Source organism: Sphaerisporangium rubeum (assembly GCF_014207705.1).
In the GTDB taxonomy this organism is placed as follows: Bacteria; Actinomycetota; Actinomycetes; order Streptosporangiales; family Streptosporangiaceae; genus Sphaerisporangium; species Sphaerisporangium rubeum.
On record NZ_JACHIU010000001.1, the window covers coordinates 5,686,822 to 5,704,857 of the forward strand.

Genomic DNA, 18,036 nt, shown 5'->3' on the forward strand with positions numbered 1-18,036 from the left:
GGATAACGTACGTTATATCGCTCGTTATGCAACTACGGTGGATCCGGTGGCGGCAAGAGACGTAAGCACTCCGAAAGAAACTCCCGCAGCGGTCGCCGACCTGCGCCGCCGCCTCGTCGAGGCGAGTCAGCGCGTCCTGCGCGAGCACGGTCCCGCCGAACTCACCGTGCGCCGTGTCGCCGAGGCCGCCGGTTCCTCGACCATGGGGATCTACACCCACTTCGGCGGCCGCGGCGGCATGCTGGAGGCCGTCTACCTCGACGGCTTCGAGCAACTGCGTGCCGCACTCACCCACGCCGCCGGCGACCACCGCGACGACGGGACCACACCTGCCGACCTCACGCCGGCCGAGCCGACCACCGCCTCCGACCCGGCCCGGCGCGCATCCGCCGCCGACCCCGTCCGGCGACCTTCCGCCTCCGGCCCCGTCCGGCGAACCTCCGCCACTGACCCGGCCCGCCGCATCACCGCTCTGGCCCTCGCCTACCGCGGCTTCGCCCTGCGCAATCCCCCGCTGTACGCGCTGATGTTCGAACGACCCATCCCCGACTTCGACCCACCTCCCGAACTGCGCCTGCGCGCCATCGGCATGACCTTCCCGTTCCTCGTCACCGAGATCGAGAACGCCGTCACCCACGGCACCCTGCGCACCCCCGACCCGCGCCGCACCGGCTACCTGCTGTGGACCGCCATCCACGGCATGGTCAGCATCGAGCTCACCCACACGACCCGCGGCTCCCTGCCGGGCTGGCTCCTCGGTGCTCCCGAAGCCGGTGAACACCTCTTCACCGACGGACTCTCCCTCCTGCTCTCCGGTCTGCGCTAGCACGTGCCGCCACCACGCCACACTCGCGTGGCGGCGGCACCGAGCGAACGTGCGTGTCCGTGTCCGCGAGCCCGGGGTGGGCTCGCGGACACGGTCGGCTCAGGCCCAGGGGGCCACGGGGTACCAGGGGATGATCTCGCGGCGGGCCAGGAGGCGGATGTCCCAGTACATGAAGGTGAAGACGCCGACGACGATGAAGGAGACGGCGACGATCAGAGCGGCTCTGCTTGGTTTGGCGGCGATCCAGCGGCCGATGGGGCCGCCGGCGACGATCGCGATGATGACGGCGAGCACCACCATGATCACGATGTTGCCGAGGGACTGGAGGACGAAGGCGCCGGCGCCGTACAGGGGGTTGCCGCTTTCGGCGGCGTCGCGGAAGAGTTGGCGGAAGAGACCGAAGGGTCGGCCGATGAGGAAGCCGCCGATCAGGATGCCCATGACCAGCATGCGAGCGCCGGGGAAGCGTTGCGAGACGCGCTCAAGCGGGTCCTTGACGAGGCCGAGTGCGGCGAGGCCGAGCCAGACGAAGACCAGGCCGATGACGCCGAAGACGACCATGGACTGGATGCTGCGCGGGGACAGGCCGGCGGCGGTCGGCGCGGTGTCGAACTGCGGCATGCTGGTGCCGACGAAGCCGACGATCGCGCCGTACACGGCGGAGACCGCGACCATGCCGGCGATGAGCCAGCGCAGCGGGAGCAGGACCGCCTTGATGCGGCCACCCAGGCTGCCGCCTTGGCCCATGAGCGGGGCCACGGCGCCGAAGACGGCGACGTTGCAGGCGGTGAAGCTGCCGGCGAGGCCGGTGGCCAGGGCGAACGCGAGGCCGGCCGCGACACCGGCGATCGGCACCTCCTTGGCGTCGTGTCCGAGGAGGGAGTTGGCGACGCTGTCGCCGATGACGGAGTCGACGAACGTCGCCGACCAGACCACGGTGAGCAGGAAGCCCGCCAGCACGCTGAGCGCGACGATCAGTGCGCGCCTTCTGGGGTAGGGAGAGGTGGTTTCCGGGGCCTTCAGAGGTGTGGACGCGATCTCGACCATTGTGCGGTTTCCCTTTCGTTGCGCCCTTTGCCCTGCCTGTGGGGGCCGGCCCCTCGAAGAAGGCCGAGGAGCGGCCCGCCGGGGGGTCTCCAGGCCAACGCCGGACGACGATCCGGAGGTGTGCGGCCGCAGCCGGCCATAGGCCCGGCGACGACGATGTCGAACCCGACGATCTCCAGGATCCGTCCGGCCCGGGACTTCGCCAATACGCCGCCGCAGGGGAACGAAACAGTGACCTTCACGACGCCTCACGCCACGTCACCGGCCGGTATCACGGCGACACGGCCGAGCGCGGGACCCATTCCTGGAGACATGTCACGGGTCTGGTCGGCATCTACATGCGATCCCCGCCATGTCATCGCGTACAGCGACGGCGAGGTCCGTCAGCAGTTCGGCATCGACGTCGGGAACGGCAGCGTCAGGCCCAGGTGACCATGAGCTCGGCCGGGCCCGGGATGAGGTGGCCGGATCTGCGGGGGACCTGGTCGGCGGGGACGGCCAGTCGCAGGCCGGGGAGTTCGGCGGTCAGCAGGCCGACCGCGACGGTGAGCTCGATGTGGCCGAGGTGGCGTCCGATGCAGTGGTGTGCGCCGTGGCCGAACGACAGGTGGCGGTTGGGGGTGCGGCCGAAGTCCATCCGCATCGGGTCGGGGAACACCCTCGGGTCGTGGTTGGCCGCGTCATGGGAAGTGATCACCACGTCGCCGGGGTGAAGAGCGGCACCGCTCGGGAGGATGACCTCGCGCAGGACCCGGCGGGGCATGTTGTCGGCGGCCGTCGTGGAGAACATTCGCTCCAGCTCGGTGACGGCTCCGGGTACGGCTCCGGGGTGCTCGGTCAGGTAGGCGTACGCGGTGTCGTGGCCTTCGTACGGCTGGGTGAGCAGTACCTCGGTGAACGTGGCGGTGGACGCGGCGACCGATTCCCAGCCGCCGACGAGTAACGCGATCGGCAGTTTGATCAGACGGTCCGGCGGCAGGGACCCGCCGGCGGCCGCGATCGTCGACAGCAGGTCCGGGCCGGGGGTGCTGTGACGCCGCATGACCTGCGCCACGAAGTACCCGGCGAGCTCCTTCTGCGCCGCCTCGGTGGTCTCCCTGGTGGCGGTGCTGGTCGCGAGGAACGGGTCGACCCATTCACGGAACCGGGAACGGTCGGCCTCAGGCAGGCCGAGCATGTCGGCGATCACACCGAGCGACAACGGCAGCGCGAACGCTGTGACCAGGTCCGCCGTGTCACCGCCGGCGGTCATGTCGCGCAGCAGCGCAGCCGCTCGTTCCTCCACCAGGTGACGCATCGGGGCGATGGCGTTCGGTGTGAAAACGGCTTTGACGACGTCACGGACCGCGGCGTGGTCCACTCCGTCCAGGCCGAGCAAGGTGCCTTCCAGATCGACGTCGTCGACGTCCAGTGCGGCGTGCCGGGAGAACGTGCGCTGGTCCCGCATGACTGCCGTGACGTCGTCGTACCGCGTCACCAGCTTCGCCGCGGTGCCGTTCGCCCTGACGATGTCGATCACTCCGGTGCCGGCCTCCCTGATCTCGTGGTATCTGGGGTTCTTGAACATCGGCTGCCGGTTCTCACCGGTGGCGTCCCGGTCGAAGGGGTGACTGATGGGGGTCGCGTCGAGAGGCGTCGTAGCGGCCATGGACGGCTCGTCCTCCTGCGGGTCGACTGTCGTCGTGTCGGTCATAACACTCTGATCAGCCCCTGTCACCCAGAGCCGTCCCGGCTACCGAATCATCGTCTCGTCGGCCGAGCGCATCGACAAGTAAGGAGTGATCATGAGCATGGCCGTGACCGGTCGCGGCGGCCGGGGGTCGCGCCGACCCAGCGATGGTAGGCGTCGATGTCGACGTTGCCGCCGCAGATGATGGTGGCGACGTGGCGGCCGGCGAAGCGGGTGGGGTTCTCCAGGATCGCGGCGATGCCGAGTGCGGCGGAGGGTTCGACGACCAGGCCGGCGTGGTGGAGGAGGAGGCGCATGGCGGTGGTGATCGACGCCTCTTGGACGAGGACGGCGTCGTCGGCCACGAGGAGGAGGTCGTCGAGCACGGCGGGGATGGGGTTCCGGCCGGCTACGCCGTCGGCGATGGTGTCGGTGGCGTCGGTGGTGACGACCTGGCGGCTGTGCCAGGAGTGGGTCATCGCGGGTGCGCCTTGGGGCTGTACGCAGATCACCTCGACGCCGGGTGCGAGGGCTTTCAGCACGTGGCCCACGCCGGTGGCCAGTGCGCCGCCGCCTAGTGCGATCAGGACGGCGTCGAAGGAAGGCGAGGTGTCGGCCAGTTCCAGGCCGATGGTCGCCGCGCCTTCGCAGGTCTCGATGTCCAGGCTGTCTTCCACCAGGCGGAAGCCGTAGTGCTCGGCCAAGGCCGTGGCGCGTTCTCGGGCTTGGTCGAAGTCGCCGGGGACGAGTTCCAGTCTGGCGCCGAGCGCGCGGATGCGGTCGAGCTTGACGGCGGGTGCGGAGCGGGACGCCACGACGGTGACGACGATGCCGCGCTTGCGGCCGGACCAGGCGAGGGCTTGGCCGAGGTTTCCCGCGCTGGCGCACACCACGGCACTCGCTCCGGCGTCGGCGATCAGGCTCGTGATGAGCTCGGTGCCGCGGGCCTTGAAGCTGCGGACCGGGTTCGCCGTTTCGAGTTTGAGGCTCACCGCGCAGCCGAGGTGCGGCTCCAGCGCCTCGCAGCGGTACAGCGGGGTGTTGAGGAAGACGGGGTCGATCACCTCGCACGCCGCCAGGATGCGATCGGTGTCGAGGCGCGTCTCCTGCACGGTACGACAGCGTAGTGCCGTCGGCGGTCGGGTGCGGGTCGCGAGTGAGGTCGTGAGGTTGGGACCGGAGGCGGCGGTCAGGTGCGGGTCGTGAGGGCCGTGGTGAGGTTGTGGCCGGAGGCGGCCAGGTGGTGGCGGGCCGCTTGCGGAGGGAGGGTGTGCTCGATCATGAGGATGGCGGTCTTGACCTCGTTGTCGGCGGCTTCGAGGGCTTCCTTGGCGGTCTGGGGGTCGGTGCCGGTGATGTCGGCGACGATTCTGGTGGCGCGGTCGGCGAGTTTGTTGTTGGTGGCGGAGACTTCGATCATGTAGTTGCCGAAGGTGCGGCCGCATTTGATCATGGTGATGGTCGAGATCATGTTGAGGACGAGCTTCTGGGCCGTGCCTGCCTTGAGGCGGGTGGAGCCGGTGACGATCTCGGGGCCGGTGATCACTTCGATGGGCTGGTCGGCGGCGGCGGACAGCGGGGTGGACTCGTTGCACGACAGGCCCACGGTGTAGGCGCCTCGGGAACGGGCCGCTGTGACGGCGGCCACGACGTACGGGGCCCTTCCTGCGGCGGAGATGCCGACGACCGCGTCGCCGGGGCCGACGGCGTGAGTGGCGATCGCGGTCCTACCGGCTTCCGCGTCGTCCTCGGCGCCTTCCACGGAGCGGATCAGTGCCTCGGGGCCGCCGGCGATGACGCCTTGGACGGTTTCCGGGGACGTGCCGAAGGTCGGGGGACATTCGGAGGCGTCGAGGACGGCGAGGCGGCCGGAGGTGCCCGCACCGATGTACAGGAGGCGACCGCCTTGGCGGAGGCGGGTGGTGATCTCGTCGATGGCGGCGGAGATCTGCGGGAGCTGGGACGCGACGGCGGCCGGGACGGTGGCGTCGGCGGCGTTCATCAGGCCGGCGATCTCCTCGGTGGGGAGGCGGTCGATGGCTCTGTAACGCGGGTCGGTCTGCTCGGTCGCGCGACGGCCCGGGTCGGTCTGCTCGGTCGCGCGGCGGCCCGGGTCGGTCGCGTGGTGGCGGACGGCGTCGGTGGCGGGTCGGGTCATGACTCCTCGGTTTCCGGGAGGCCGGGGTCGGTCAGGGAACGGCGGAACGACCAGAAGACGCGTTCGACGCGTGCGCCGATGGCCCTGGCGTAGAAGTGAATGGGGCCGACCCAGGCGATCTGGGCCTCCCGCTGGCCGGTGGCAGCCTGGTCGTTGAGGCAGCGGCGCAGCAGGACGCGGCCCACGCCGAGGCCGCGGGACTGTTCGGCGGTCCCCATGGGGCCGAACCAGCCGGGACGGGTGCCCCAGGCGGCGAAGCCGAGGATCTCGCCGTCGCGTACGGCGTAGTGGCAGCCGGTGGACTGTTCGACCTCCCAGGCCCAGGAGTCGTTCCAGTGGTCGCGGACGAAGCCGGCCACCGACGCGCGGTCGCCGGGGTCGTGCGCGGAGTGCAGTTCCACCCCGGCCTCGGCGAGGCGGGCCAGGTCGGGTTCCTGCGCGGTGGGGAGCGCGGTGAGGTCCACGGTCATGTTCCACGCGGTGCGGTACCGCTGGTAGCCGAGGCTTTCGGCGAGGCAGACGGCGGGGGTGTAGCGGACGTCGACACCGGGCCAGGCGTAGCACGGCGGGTTGCCGGCGAGGCGTACCTCGTGGACGTCGCGGTCGTGCAGCCAGTCCTCGGCGGCGTGGACGAGGGCCTTGCCGAGGCCGTGGCCGCGTGCGGCGGGGTGGACGGCGAGCAGGTCCACGTGGCCGGCGCCGGGGGTCGTGGCGGAGGTCGAGACGAACGCCACGCCGTCCATGTCCGGGGTCACGAGCGCGGCCCAGTCCCGGTCCGGCGGTGGCGCGGCGAGGTGGGTGACCAGGGCCCCGGCCTCGCCGGCGTCCAGGCTCAGGGCCGACCAGGCGAGCCCGGCGACCGCGTCGAGCTCGCCGGTCGCCATGGGACGGATACCGGTCACGCGGTGGTCCTCACACGGCCGGCGCTCCCCGCGCCGGTCGCGTCGCCGGTCGCCGTTCCGGCCGCGCCGCATCCCCCGTCGGCGGGTCCCCGGTGGACGGGGGTGCCGGCGTGAAGTTCCAGGGGGATGACCTGGCGGCGGTGCGGGTGGAAGCAGGCGTGTTCGTGGGCCGGGTCGAGGCAGTGGGCCAGTTCGGGGTGTTCGTCGTAGCAGCGCTGCGTGCTGAAGGGGCACCGGCGCGCGAACAGGCAGCCGGTGTCGGGACGGCGTTCGTCGAGGGCCTCGGTGGGGACGACGCGGTCGGCACCCGGACGTTCCAGGCCGTGCAGGACGGGGATCGCCGACAGCAGGGCCTGGGTGTAGGGGTGCATGGGGCCGGTGATGACGGTCTCGGTGGGGCCCTGTTCCACGACCTGGCCGCGGTACAGGACGTACAGCTCGCTGCCGTCGCCGATGTAGCGCGCGGTGGCGATGTCGTGCGTGATGAACAGCAGGCTGACGCCGAGGCGTTCGCGCAGGTCCTTCAGCAGAGCGAGGATGCTCAGGCGCATGGAGACGTCGATCATGGAGACGGACTCGTCGGCGACGAGCATCTCGGGGTCCACGGTGAGGGCCCGCGCGATGACGACCCGCTGGCGCATGCCGCCGGAGAGCTGGTGCGGGTAGCGCGGCAGCACGTACCCGGGGTCGATGCCGACCAGGGCCAGCAGTTCGGCGGCCCGCTCGTCGACCCACGACCCGGAGCGGCCGGTCTGCCGTGCGCGCAGGGTGAGCGGCGCGCGCAGGGTCTGCTGGATGGTGCGGTTGGGGTTGAGCGCCGAGTAGGGGTCCTGGTGGATGAGCTGGATACGGCGGAAGTACGGTTCCCGTTTGCGTGGACGCAGCGGGGTCATCGGCACGCCGCCGATGACGATGTCGCCGGAGTCGTACGTCTCCAGACCGGCGACGATACGGCCGAGTGTGGTCTTGCCGCACCCGGACTCGCCGATGAACGACACCGCGCCGCCTTTCGGCACCGTGAAGTCGACGCCGCGCAGCGCCGGCACGGTCTGCGGCCCGGTGTGGTCGCCCTTGCGGCGGTAGGTCTTGGTGATACCGGTTCCGCTGATCACGTATGGTCCTCCTCGGCTCCGGACGGCACCCGCGCGGCCGGGGTGGCGCGTTCCACCCGGACCCCGGGGGTGGGGAGTTCGACGGCGTGGCAGGCGACGCTGCGGTCGCCGTGCGCCACGGCGAGCGGGTCGTCGGTCTCGCAGACGTCCATGCGCCGGGGACAGCGTTCGCGGAACACGCAGCCGGCGGACGGCAGGGTGCCGAGCGTCGGTGGCCGGCCCGGCAGCGCGCGGGCCTGCGTGATGTCCCCCGACAGGCGCGGGATGGCCTGGATGAGGCCCTGTGTGTAGGGGTGGCGGGGTGCGCCGAGCACCTCGCGGGTGGGGCCGTGCTCGACGAGCCGGCCGCCGTACATCACGGCGAGGCGGTCGGTGACCTCGGCGGCCACACCGATGTCGTGGGTCACCATCAAGGTGGTGAGGCCGCGCTCCTGGTGCACCTCGCGCACGATGCGCAGGATCGTCGCCTGCGTGATCATGTCGAGCGCGGTGGTCGGCTCGTCGAGGATCACCAGGTGCGCGTTGAGCACCAGCGCCAGCATGATGCCGACGCGCTGCCGCATGCCGCCGGAGAGCTGGTGCTGGTGGGAGTCCAGGACGCGCGCTCCGTCGAGGCCCATGCGTTCCAGCAGGCTCATGGCGTCGCGCACCAGGGCCCGGCCGTCCCGCACGCCGTGCGAGCGGCCGAGGTCGAGCAACTGCTTGCCGACCGTCTTGAGCGGGTTCAGGGAGTTCTGCGCGGCCTGGAAGACGTACCCGAGGTGCCGGCCGCGTGCCTGGCGCAGTTCCTCGCCGCCGAGGGTGAGCACGTCGCCGAGGCCGTCGATCTCGACGCTGCCGCCGGCGATCCTGCCGGGGGGCTGCACGGCGTTCAGCAGCGACAACGCCAGGGTGGACTTGCCGGAACCGGACTCGCCGACGATGCCGGTGATGGTGCCGGGTTCGACGATCATGCTGACGCCGCGCAGCGCGGGAAGCTCGCCGAGCGGCGTCTTGTAGACGACGGTCAGGTCGCGTACCTCGACGCCGGGAGCGGCGCGGGTCACGAGGGTGACGGGGACGCGGCTGGTGGTGGTCATCGCGTCAGTCCTCACGTAGCCGGGGATTGAAGATCTCGTCCATGGCGTCCACGATCAGCACGATGCCGAGCGTGAGCAGCAGGATGGCGAGCAGCGGGGCCAGCAGGTACGGCAGCGCGGCCGTGCTGGTGAGCGCGCCGCCGCCGAACACGGCGAGGTTGAGCATCACACCCCAGTTGTTGGAGTCGAACGGCAGCACACCGAGGAAGAACAGTCCGACCTGTGCGTAGATGGCGCCGGTGACCGCGATGAGCACGTTCATGGCGATGTACGGCGCCATGCCTGGCAGGAGTTCGCGGATGACGATGTGCCGGGTGGACAGGCCGAGGCCCCGCGCGGCCTCGATGAAGCCGCGTTCGCGCAGCGACAGGGTCTGGGACCGCACGGCGCGCGCCACGCCTCCCCAGCCGAGCAGGCCGAGCACGAGGCCCATCTCCAGGGGGCTGTCGAACTTCCAGATCGTGGTGAGCACCAGCAGCAGCGGCAGCCCGGGGATGGTGAGCTGCAGGTCGGTGAGGCGCATCAGCACCGAGTCCCAGCGGCCCCGGTGGAAGCCGGCGACCAGGCCGAGCGCGGTGCCGAGCGCGACGGCGATGACCGCGGTCGCGACACCGGTCAGGATGACGTACCTGGCGCCGGTGACGACCAGGGCCAGCACGTCGGTGCCTTCGAAGTCGGTGCCGAAGGGGTGCGCGAGGCTCGGCGCGGCGTACAGCGCGTCGTCGTCCCTCGGCAGCGGCGACGGGTAGACCATCGGCCCGAAGATCGCCATGAGCGCGAACAGCGCGAGGATCACCACGCCGGCGATGCGGCTCGGCTTGCGGCGCAGCACGCGGCGCACGCCGCGCCAGAAGTCGCGCCGGGTGGACACCCGCACCGGTGCGGTGTTCTCCAGGATCGCCGTCACGGCGCCTCCTTTCCACGGGGGCTCACGCCGCCGTCCTCACCCTGGGGTCGATCACGGCGTACAGCAGGTCGGCCGCGATGTTCGCCACGATGATCGCCACGGTGGTGATCAGGAACGTGCCTCCCATGAGCGCGTAGTCGCGCGCGCCGATGCTGTTGACGAGCAGCAGCCCGAGGCCCGGGTAGTTGAAGATGCGCTCGATGAAGATCGCGCCGCCGAACAGCATGCCGAGCGACAACGCGAGGATGGTGAACAGCGGCAGGATCGCGTTGCGCGCCACGTACCGGAACAGCACGCCGCGCGACAGGCCGCGCAGCTCCGCCGCGAGGATGAAGTCGTCGCCGAGCACGGTCGCCACGCTGGACTTCATGGCGAGGACCCAGCCGCCGTAGCTGGCGAGCGCGTACGTCAGCACCGGCAGCGTGGCGTGCTGCACCAGCGAGGCCAGGTACGGCCCGTTGAACCCGGGGACGAACTCGACGTCCACCGGCCCGCCGGCCGGCAGGATCGGCCACAACGTGGTGAAGATCGCCAGCATGAGCAGGCCGATGACGTACTGCGGCACGCCGTGCAGCAGGGAACCCGAGATGGACAGCAGGTCGCCGAGCTTGCCGGACCGCTTGATGCCGGCGTAGACGCCGAACGTCACGCCGAGCAGGAAGCTGAGCAGCGTGCCGCCGAGCACCGGCAGGATCGTCCACTTGGCGGCGGCCCCGATGAGCGTGGTGACCTCGGTACCCGGTGTGCTGAGCGACTGGCCGAAGTCGCCGCGCAGCAGCGCGCCGAGGTACTGCGTGTACTGCTCCCACAACGTGCCTTTCGGCAGGAAGCCGTACAACGCGGCGGTGGCCCGCTCGGCCGCGTCCGGTGACATGCCGCGCTCGATCAGTTTCTCGTACTGGCCGCGCACGGGGTCGCCGGGGATGCTGCGGATGATCACGAAGCTGATCGTGGTGACGACCCAGATCATGGCGAGCGCGCGGGCCAGGTGGCCCATGACGCGTCGCGTGACGGCGTTCGCCCGGAGCCGGCCCCGGGGCGGAGGTGTCTTCATGCGCTACTTCTTCTTGATCATGCCGAGCTGCATCCACACGCCGGCAGGCAGGCGGAGCGCCTCACTGCCCGGCGGCGGCCAGCCGGTGTAGCGGGTGGTGTTGACGAACTGCGTGTTGACGTAGTCGTAGATCTGGATCACCGGAAGCTGCTCGTTGGTGAACTTCGCCAGGTCGCCGACGATGCGCTTCTGCTCCTCGGGGGTGGCGAGGTTGAGCCGGTTGGTCAGCTCGCCGGGGTTCACCCCGCCGGCCGTCTCCGGTCCCCCCATCCAGTTTCCCTGCGTGCCGGCCGGCACGTGCGTGAGGCGGCCGGCGAGCAGCTGCCAGCCGTTGGCCGAGCCGTAGAGCCGCTGGAAGATGTTGTACGGCGACGGGCCGAGGCCCATCAGCCAGAAGCCGACGTCGTACTTGCCGGCGGCGAGCTCGTCGAGGTACAGGATGTAGTCGGCCGAGGTGACCACCGAGGCGCGCACGCCGTGGTCGCCGAGCTGGCTGGCGACCGACTTGGCGGCGGCCACCCAGTCGGAGAACGACGCCGGCACGTTGATGCGCACCGTCCACGGCGAGCCGTCCGGCATGGCCCAGAACCCCCCCTGCTTGACCATGCCGGCGGCCTTCAGCTCGCGGTCGGCCGCGGCGGGGTCGACCTTGTAGGGGTCGAGCGTGGCGAGGCCGTCGCCGAGCCACGCCTTGGCGGCGCTGGCGTGGATGCCGGAGGTGGTGACGGCGGGTGTGCCGGCCTCCGGGGACGCGACCTTGGTGACCTGGCCGCGGTCGATGAGGTAGGCGAGCGCGCGGCGTACGTGCAGGTTGTCGTACGGCTTGTGCGACTGGTTGAACGCCAGCGCCGCCGCCACCGGGGAATAGCCCTTGCGCACCTCGTTGCCGGGGGTGCGCTCGATGCGGTGCATCACGGCGGCCGGCACGGCGGTGAACGGCGCGCTGTCGAGCTTGCCGGAGACGAGGTAGTTCCAGATCTGCTCGTTGCCGGTGTAGTTGAGGACCTTCACCTTGCTCGGCGCGATGCGGTCCGCGTCGTAGAAGTAGGGGTTCTTGGTGAGCAGCGCGGCACCGGGGTTGACGCGTTCCAGCACGAACGGCCCGGCGGAGACGTCCTTGGCCGGCGCGAACGCGATGACGCGCTGGCCGAGGCCGGTGATGGCGGCCTTGGCCTGCTCGGCGGCGGGGCCGGTGCCTCTGGCGGCCGTGAGCGTCTGCCAGAAATCGGACGGCAGCAGGTGGCCGAACACGTGGGCCGGGACGACGATGGTGGACAGCACGTTGCGCAGGAACGCGTTGCTGCGGTTGGACCCTTGCGTGACCTTGATGGTCTTGCCGTCCACGACGGTGATGTCGGCCGCCGCGCCGGCGGCCCCGGCGTTCACGGTGTACGCGCTGCCGCCTTGGGTGTAGGCGAGCCCGACGGACACCCGGACGTCCTCGCTGGTCACCGGCTTGCCGTCCGACCAGCGTGCGTCCGGCTGCAGGTGGATGACCACCTCCCCCTGGCCCGGCGTGACCGTCCAGCTCTCGGCGATGCCGGGGTAGAACTGGTCGGCGTCGAGCAGGCTGTTCTTCGGCCAGGCCAGCGACATGGCGTCGTAGCCCGCGAAGGTGCTGCCCTGCGGGTTGAACGGATTGATCGGCGCGGTCGCGTCGATCTGCTTCGATCCGTCGATGGTGGTGTAGATGCCGCCAGGACCGGCGGCGCCGTTTTCCGTGGCGCCACATGCCGCGGTGGCCGTGGCGAGCGCGGCGAAGGCCGCGACCGCTGCGAGTCGTCGCTTCAAAGTGTGCTCCAGGTCCCCGATTGCCGAGACCATACGGGCGCCAGGGTGGACCGGTCAAATCTTTTCTCTATGCCATCCTAGCATGAAGCTTTTTTACCTACCCCTGTTCACCTGCACAAACGCACCTGCGAGGACCCCAAGACACGGCGAAGGACCCCGGCGGTGGCCGGGGTCCTTCGTGGAGGGGAACACGCCGTGTCAGGTCACGGCAGCGGCGGGCTCAGCCCCCGAGAAGCCCGCGGACGCGGGACGCGCCGGCCGCGAGGAGCAGCGTGGGAAGGCGGGGGCCGGTGTCGCGGCCGACGAGCAGGGTGTACAGCAGTGCGAAGAACTCACGCTGCGCCACCTTGAGCTCGGGGGTCGGCTTGGCGTCGGGGCTGAGGCCCGCCTGGACCTTCGGCACGCCGTACACCAGCGTGGTCAGGCCCTCAAGGGACCAGTGGTCGTCCAGGCCGTCGAGCAGCAGGCGCAGCGACTCGCGGTCGCGCTCGCCGAGCGAGGCGAGCAGCTCGGCGTGCGGCTCGTCGCGCACGCGGGTGCGCTGCTCGGCCGGGACCTGGGTGGTGATCCAGTGCGCCGCGCGGTCCAGCCGGGGCCGGGCCTCGTCGAGGGACGTGATCGGGTCGGCCGGGTCGAGCTCGCGCAGGATGCGCAGGGTCTGCGCCGGGTCGCCGGTGGTGACGTCCACGATGGAGGCCAGCGTGCGGTACGGCAGGGGACGCGGGGTGACCGGCAGCGGGCCGGCGGCGGTGGAGGACGCACGGGTGTGCGCCGCGACGTCCGCCGGCTGGGCCACACCCTCGGCGACCTTGCGGCCGAGGGTGTCCCACTCGTCGTACATGCGCTGGATCTCCTGGTCGAAGGCGACCTTGAACGACTGGTTGGGCCTGCGGCGCGCGTACAGCCAGCGCAGCAGCGGCGCCTCCATGATCTGCAGCGCGTCGGCGGCGGTCGGCACGGCCCCCTTGGAACTGCTCATCTTGGCCATGCCGCTGATGCCGACGAACGCGTACATGGGGCCGATCGGCTGCTCGCCGCCGAAGATCTCGCGCACGATCTGGCCGCCGACCACCCAGGAGGACCCCGACGAGTGGTGGTCGACGCCGGACGGCTCGAACACCACACCCTCGTAGGCCCAGCGCATCGGCCAGTCGACCTTCCACACCAGCTTGCCGCGATTGTGCTCCGACAGCAGCACGGTCTCCGAATGACCGCAGGGACAGGTGTAGGACAGCGCGGTGGTCGCGTCGTCGTACCCGGTGACCGTGGTCAGGTCGCGCTCGCAGACCGAGCAGTACGGCTTGTACGGGAAGTACCCCGCCGCGGCGGTGCCGTCGTCCTCGCTCGCGGCCCCCGAGCCCTCGGCGGCCTCGGCCGCCGCCGCGGCGTCCGCCTCGTCCATCGGGCCCTGCTTGGCGGGCTTGGCGAGCTTCTCAGGGGCCGGCTTGTCCTTGGTGCGGTAGCGCGCAAGGATCTCGTCGATGCGGGCCCGCTCGCGCATGGCCAGCAGGATCTGCTCGCGGTAGACGCCTGAGGTGTACTGCTCGGTCTGGCTGATGCCGCGCACCTCGATGCCCATCTCACGCATCGCGGCGATCATCGGCGCCTTGAAGTGCTCGGCCCAGTTGGGGTACTCGCTCCCCGGCGGGGCCGGCACCGACGTCAGCGGCTTGCCGATGTGCTCCGACCACGAGGAGTCGACGCCGGCGGGGACCTTGCGGAACCGGTCGTAGTCGTCCCACGACACGATGTGGACGACGTCGTGACCCCGGCGCCTGATCTCGTCGGCCACCAGGTGCGGCGTCATGACCTCGCGGAGGTTGCCGAGATGCACGGGACCCGACGGGCTGAGCCCCGACGCGCAGACGATCGTTTTGCCAGGCGCGCGACGCTCCGCCTCGGCGATGACCTCGTCCGCGAATCGTGAGACCCAGTCGGCCTCAGCACTCATAGCCACGATCGGTTCCTTCCTCGGAAAGCTGACCCTGCCTATTGTCCCGGACCCGCCGGGGTGGCGAGTCCCACCTGTGGACGGCGGGTCTAGGCGCAGTCGGGACAGCGGCCGAAGATCTCGACGGTGTGGTCGACGTCCACGAACCCCGCCTCGGCCGCGACCCGCTCGGCCCAGCGCTCCACGGCGGTGCCCTCGACCTCGACGCTGCGGCCACAGGCGCGGCACGTGACGTGGTGGTGGTGGCCGCCGGTGTTGCAGCGGCGGTACAGCGTCTCGCCGTTCTCGTCGCGTATCGCGTCCACCGTGTCCCCCTGGCTGAGGACCTGCAGGTGGCGGTACACCGTGGTGAGGCCGACACGCTCGCCCCTGCGGCGCAGCTCGGCGTGGATGTCCTGCGCGCTGTGGAAACCGGTGAGGTTGCCGAGGACGGACACGAGCGCCTCGGCCTGCCGGGTGCCGCGCACCCGTGTGCCCCGAGCGGGGGATGACTGAGGTGATGGCGTGGTCATGCTGAGCGTCGTCACCCGCCTTCGCTACGCGGCCCTGCGTGCCTGACGCGGCGAGGGCGCGCGCGTCCCCCCGGCGTCAGGAAGAACACTACCAAGCACCCCGATCTCTCCCGGGTCCTCCGCCGGCGGCGCGGTCAGACGGCGACCCGGACCCCGTCGCGGCCGGCCCACATGGCGAACTGGAGGAACCCCTCCAGCGCGGGCCGCACGTCGTCGGTGACCGAGGGGTCCTGCGGACGGTTGAGCAGCGCGCGCACCTTGGCGAGGTCGATCACCCCGCCGGGGACATGGCCCCGGTCCACCAGGCCGGCGGCTTCCTCGCGCAGGGCCTTCTCGTAGCCGGGGTCCTGGATGGCCGGGTAGGGGCTCTTGCGGCGGTCGAGGATCGCGGCGGGGAGCACGTCGCGCGCGGCGGCCCGCAGCAGGCTCTTCTCCCTGCCGTCGAAGGTCTTCATGGCCCAGGGTGCGTTGAAGACGTACTCGACCAGGCGGTGATCGCAGAACGGCACGCGGACCTCCAGGCCGCCGGCCATGCTCATCCGGTCCTTGCGATCCAGCAGGACCTGCACGAACCGGGTCAGATGCAGGTGGCTGATCTCCCGCATCCGCGCCTCGAGGCCGGTCTCGCCGGGGATGCGCGGCACCTCGTCGAGGGCCTGCCGGTAGCAGCGGGCCCGGTACGCCGGCAGGTCCAGCTCGGCGCGTACGTCGTCGCGCAGCACCTCCTCGAGCGCGGTGAAGCGCGGCGCCGCGGCCCCCGCCAGCCACGGGAAGGTGTCCGCGCCGACGGACTCAGGGTCGTGGAACCAGCGGTACCCGCCGAACACCTCGTCGGCCGACTCGCCGGACAGCGCGACCGTCGACTGGCGCCGTATCGCCTGGAACAGCAGGTAGAGCGAGGTGTCCAGGTCGCCGATGCCGATCGGCAGGTCCCTGGCCCGCAGCACCGCCGCCCGCACCGCGGGGCTCATCAGGTCGGCCGAGTCGAGCACGATGTCGTGGTGCTCGACGCCGAGCGGCGCGAGGTAGGCGGCCAGGTCGTGCACGAACGGCGCGTCGGGGGTGTCACGCATGTCGTCGGGGCTGAAGTGCTCGGTGTACCCGGCGAAGTCCACCGAGAACGACCGCAGCGCGCCGCCGTTCCCCTCCTCGCGCAGCGCGTGCGCCGCGAGCGCGGTCACGGAGCTGGAGTCCAGGCCGCCGGACAGCAGGGAGCACAGCGGCACGTCGGAGATGAGCTGGCGCCGCACGATGTCGTCCAGCAGCTCACGCACGGTGCGTACGGTGGTGTCCAGGTCGTCGGGATGCTCACGCGCCTCCAGCCGCCAGTACCGGTCCCGCGCGATCCCGTCCCTGCCGACGCGCACCACACCGCCGGGCCGCACCTCGTACATGCCGCGGTAGACCGCGCACTCCGGCGTCTTGACGAACCCCATGAGCTCGCGCAGCCCCTCGGCGTCCACGACGGCCTCGGCGGCCGGGTTGGCGAGGATGGCCTTGGGCTCGGAGCCGAACAGCACGCCGCAGGGGGTCGGGTAGTAGTAGAGGGGCTTGATCCCCATGCGGTCGCGCACCAGCAGCAGTTCCTCGCTCACGGTGTCCCAGATGCCGAAGGCGTACATGCCGTTGAGCCGGGACCCGAGGTCGGAGCCCCATTCGAGGTAGGCGCGCAGCACCACCTCGGTGTCGCTGCGCGTGCGGAACGCGTGACCGCGAGCGGCGAGTTCCTCGCGCAGCTCACGGTAGTTGTAGACCTCGCCGCTGTAGGTGAGCACGGCGGTCGTGGCGCCGTCCTCCTCGGCGGTCATCGGCTGGCGGCCGCCTTCGATGTCGATGATCGCCAGTCGCCGGTGTCCCACCGCGCCGTGCGGGGAGATCCACATCCCCTCGTCGTCGGGTCCCCGGCAGGCCATGGTGGCGGTCATCGCCGCCAGCACGTCCCGCGATTCCTGTAGATCTCCGGAGAAATCCACCCAGCCACAGATTCCGCACATCTTCGAAGGCCCCACGTCTCCCCGGCGGCACATTCGCCGTTCTGCCTGGTCGGACTCCTTCCAGACTGCGCCTCTCCCCGGCGGGCCCCGACGGCGGCCCCCGTTTTCGCGGCGGCCCGCGCGGCGGGTCAAGATGGTCGGGTGAACGTTCGCCCGGTCTCCCCCTCTGCCCTGGTGGACCTCCTCGCCGACCGCATCGCCGGTGCCGGCGGCGGTTCGTGGGTGCGGGCCGCGATCGACGGCGCACCCGCCACCGGGCCGGACGAGCTGGCCGACGCGCTGGTGGGGCCGCTGCGGCTGCGGGGCCGTGAGGTGCTCAGGGTCTCGGCCGCCGACTTCCTGCGTCCGGCCTCACTGCGGTTCGAGCACGGCCGCACCGACCCCGACGCCTACTTCTCCGACCATCTGGACCACGGCGGCCTGCTCCGTGAGGTGCTCGGCCCGCTCGACCCCGGCGGCACGGGGAAGGTCCTGCCGTCGCTGTGGGACGCCGCCGCCGACCGCGCCACCCGTGCGCCGTACGTCACGCTGCCTCCCGGCGCGGTGCTGCTGCTGTCCGGCACGCTGCTGCTCGGCCACTGGCTGCCGTTCGAGGTGACGGCCCACCTGTGGATGTCGCCGGGGGCCCTGGCCCGCCGCACCCCGGCCGGCGAGCGGTGGACGCTGCCGGCCTTCGCGCGGTACGAAGAGGAGGTCGCGCCGGCGGACACGGCCGATCTGGTGGTCCGGATGGACGATCCACGGCACCCGGCCCTGGTCGTCCGTCCCTGACTCGGCCCTTGACTCGTCGCCGCGGCGACGTCCAGTGACCGTTTCGCGAAAATTTCATTGCCGTTTCATCCGATGAATCGGTACAAAACCGCCGATCATGGCTTCTACCTGCAGTGGGATCGCTCCCACGACGTTCGTCCATTTAGCCCCCGCACCGCACGGTTTCCTCCGGGGTGAGCGGCGACTTACAGTTTTTCCCGCGTGAGCGCTTTCGCATTCGCTGGTCGGCAGTCGGCGGCTGTTCGCCCCACGGCGGCGACCGG

The 18,036-nt window shown here is 71.0% G+C and carries 15 protein-coding genes; 2 read left to right on the plus strand and 13 right to left on the minus strand.

Annotated features, from left to right (window positions below; all coding sequences use genetic code 11):
* The first annotated feature begins 46 nt into the window (after positions 1-46).
* Complete coding sequence (locus BJ992_RS24135; protein WP_184984704.1) at positions 47-826, plus strand: WHG domain-containing protein; 780 nt, start codon at positions 47-49, stop codon at positions 824-826.
* A 99-nt stretch (positions 827-925) separates the two neighbouring features.
* Here the strand turns inward: BJ992_RS24135 and BJ992_RS24140 are convergent, their stop codons facing one another.
* From BJ992_RS24140 to asnB, 13 genes are all read right to left on the minus strand, one after another.
* On the minus strand, positions 926-1,873 hold the full coding sequence (locus BJ992_RS24140; protein ID WP_184984705.1) for a hypothetical protein: 948 nt from the start codon (positions 1,871-1,873) through the stop codon (positions 926-928).
* Positions 1,874-2,291: 418 nt separating this feature from the next.
* Positions 2,292-3,566: a cytochrome P450 gene (locus BJ992_RS24145; protein ID WP_184984707.1), complete on the minus strand. Its 1,275-nt coding sequence runs from the start codon at positions 3,564-3,566 to the stop codon at positions 2,292-2,294.
* A gap of 89 nt (positions 3,567-3,655) precedes the next feature.
* Entirely contained in the window at positions 3,656-4,654 is a 999-nt protein-coding gene (locus BJ992_RS24150) for a pyridoxal-phosphate dependent enzyme (protein WP_184984709.1), read from the minus strand.
* 77 nt (positions 4,655-4,731) lie between these two features.
* A complete protein-coding gene (gene murQ / locus BJ992_RS24155) occupies positions 4,732-5,700 on the minus strand; it encodes an N-acetylmuramic acid 6-phosphate etherase (protein ID WP_184984711.1) in 969 nt (322 codons plus the stop codon).
* Positions 5,697-6,602 (minus strand): GNAT family N-acetyltransferase, encoded by a 906-nt coding sequence (locus BJ992_RS24160; RefSeq protein ID WP_343072831.1) that lies wholly within the window; start codon positions 6,600-6,602, stop codon positions 5,697-5,699. Before BJ992_RS24160 ends, murQ begins: the two co-directional genes overlap by 4 nt.
* Positions 6,599-7,714, minus strand: a complete 1,116-nt coding sequence (locus BJ992_RS24165; RefSeq protein ID WP_184984713.1) for an oligopeptide/dipeptide ABC transporter ATP-binding protein — start codon at positions 7,712-7,714, stop codon at positions 6,599-6,601. The genes BJ992_RS24160 and BJ992_RS24165 overlap by 4 nt, the downstream gene beginning before the upstream one ends.
* A complete protein-coding gene (locus BJ992_RS24170; protein ID WP_184984715.1) occupies positions 7,711-8,793 on the minus strand; it encodes an ABC transporter ATP-binding protein in 1,083 nt (360 codons plus the stop codon). The genes BJ992_RS24165 and BJ992_RS24170 overlap by 4 nt, the downstream gene beginning before the upstream one ends.
* 4 nt (positions 8,794-8,797) lie before the next feature.
* On the minus strand, positions 8,798-9,700 hold the full coding sequence (locus BJ992_RS24175; RefSeq protein ID WP_184984718.1) for an ABC transporter permease subunit: 903 nt from the start codon (positions 9,698-9,700) through the stop codon (positions 8,798-8,800).
* Between the two features lie 22 nt (positions 9,701-9,722).
* Complete coding sequence (locus BJ992_RS24180) at positions 9,723-10,754, minus strand: ABC transporter permease (RefSeq protein ID WP_184984719.1); 1,032 nt, start codon at positions 10,752-10,754, stop codon at positions 9,723-9,725.
* A gap of 3 nt (positions 10,755-10,757) precedes the next feature.
* Positions 10,758-12,545 carry an ABC transporter substrate-binding protein gene (locus BJ992_RS24185; RefSeq protein ID WP_246496763.1) on the minus strand — a complete coding sequence of 596 codons (1,788 nt, stop codon included), beginning with the start codon at positions 12,543-12,545 and terminating at the stop codon, positions 10,758-10,760.
* A gap of 220 nt (positions 12,546-12,765) precedes the next feature.
* A complete protein-coding gene (gene lysS, locus BJ992_RS24190) occupies positions 12,766-14,496 on the minus strand; it encodes a lysine--tRNA ligase (RefSeq protein WP_184988877.1) in 1,731 nt (576 codons plus the stop codon).
* 89 nt (positions 14,497-14,585) lie between these two features.
* Positions 14,586-15,008 (minus strand): Fur family transcriptional regulator, encoded by a 423-nt coding sequence (locus BJ992_RS24195; protein WP_184984724.1) that lies wholly within the window; start codon positions 15,006-15,008, stop codon positions 14,586-14,588.
* A 134-nt stretch (positions 15,009-15,142) separates the two neighbouring features.
* Entirely contained in the window at positions 15,143-17,035 is a 1,893-nt protein-coding gene (gene asnB, locus BJ992_RS24200) for an asparagine synthase (glutamine-hydrolyzing) (RefSeq protein WP_343072832.1), read from the minus strand.
* A gap of 108 nt (positions 17,036-17,143) precedes the next feature.
* On the opposite strand from asnB, the gene BJ992_RS24205 reads away from it, so the two are divergent.
* Positions 17,144-17,773: a nucleoside/nucleotide kinase family protein gene (locus BJ992_RS24205; protein ID WP_184984728.1), complete on the plus strand. Its 630-nt coding sequence runs from the start codon at positions 17,144-17,146 to the stop codon at positions 17,771-17,773.
* Positions 17,774-18,036: the final 263 nt, after the last annotated feature.

Excerpts from the sequence above, each read along its gene's own strand:
- BJ992_RS24140 (WP_184984705.1), bottom strand. The coding sequence starts at position 1,873 with ATGGTCGAGATCGCGTCCACACCTCTGAAGGCCCCGGAAACCACCTCT.
- BJ992_RS24145 (WP_184984707.1), bottom strand. The coding sequence starts at position 3,566 with ATGACCGACACGACGACAGTCGACCCGCAGGAGGACGAGCCGTCCATG.
- murQ (WP_184984711.1), bottom strand. The coding sequence starts at position 5,700 with ATGACCCGACCCGCCACCGACGCCGTCCGCCACCACGCGACCGACCCG.
- BJ992_RS24170 (WP_184984715.1), bottom strand. The coding sequence starts at position 8,793 with ATGACCACCACCAGCCGCGTCCCCGTCACCCTCGTGACCCGCGCCGCT.
- BJ992_RS24180 (WP_184984719.1), bottom strand. The coding sequence starts at position 10,754 with ATGAAGACACCTCCGCCCCGGGGCCGGCTCCGGGCGAACGCCGTCACG.
- lysS (WP_184988877.1), bottom strand. The coding sequence starts at position 14,496 with ATGAGTGCTGAGGCCGACTGGGTCTCACGATTCGCGGACGAGGTCATC.
- BJ992_RS24195 (WP_184984724.1), bottom strand. The coding sequence starts at position 15,008 with ATGACCACGCCATCACCTCAGTCATCCCCCGCTCGGGGCACACGGGTG.
- asnB (WP_343072832.1), bottom strand. The coding sequence starts at position 17,035 with ATGTGCCGCCGGGGAGACGTGGGGCCTTCGAAGATGTGCGGAATCTGT.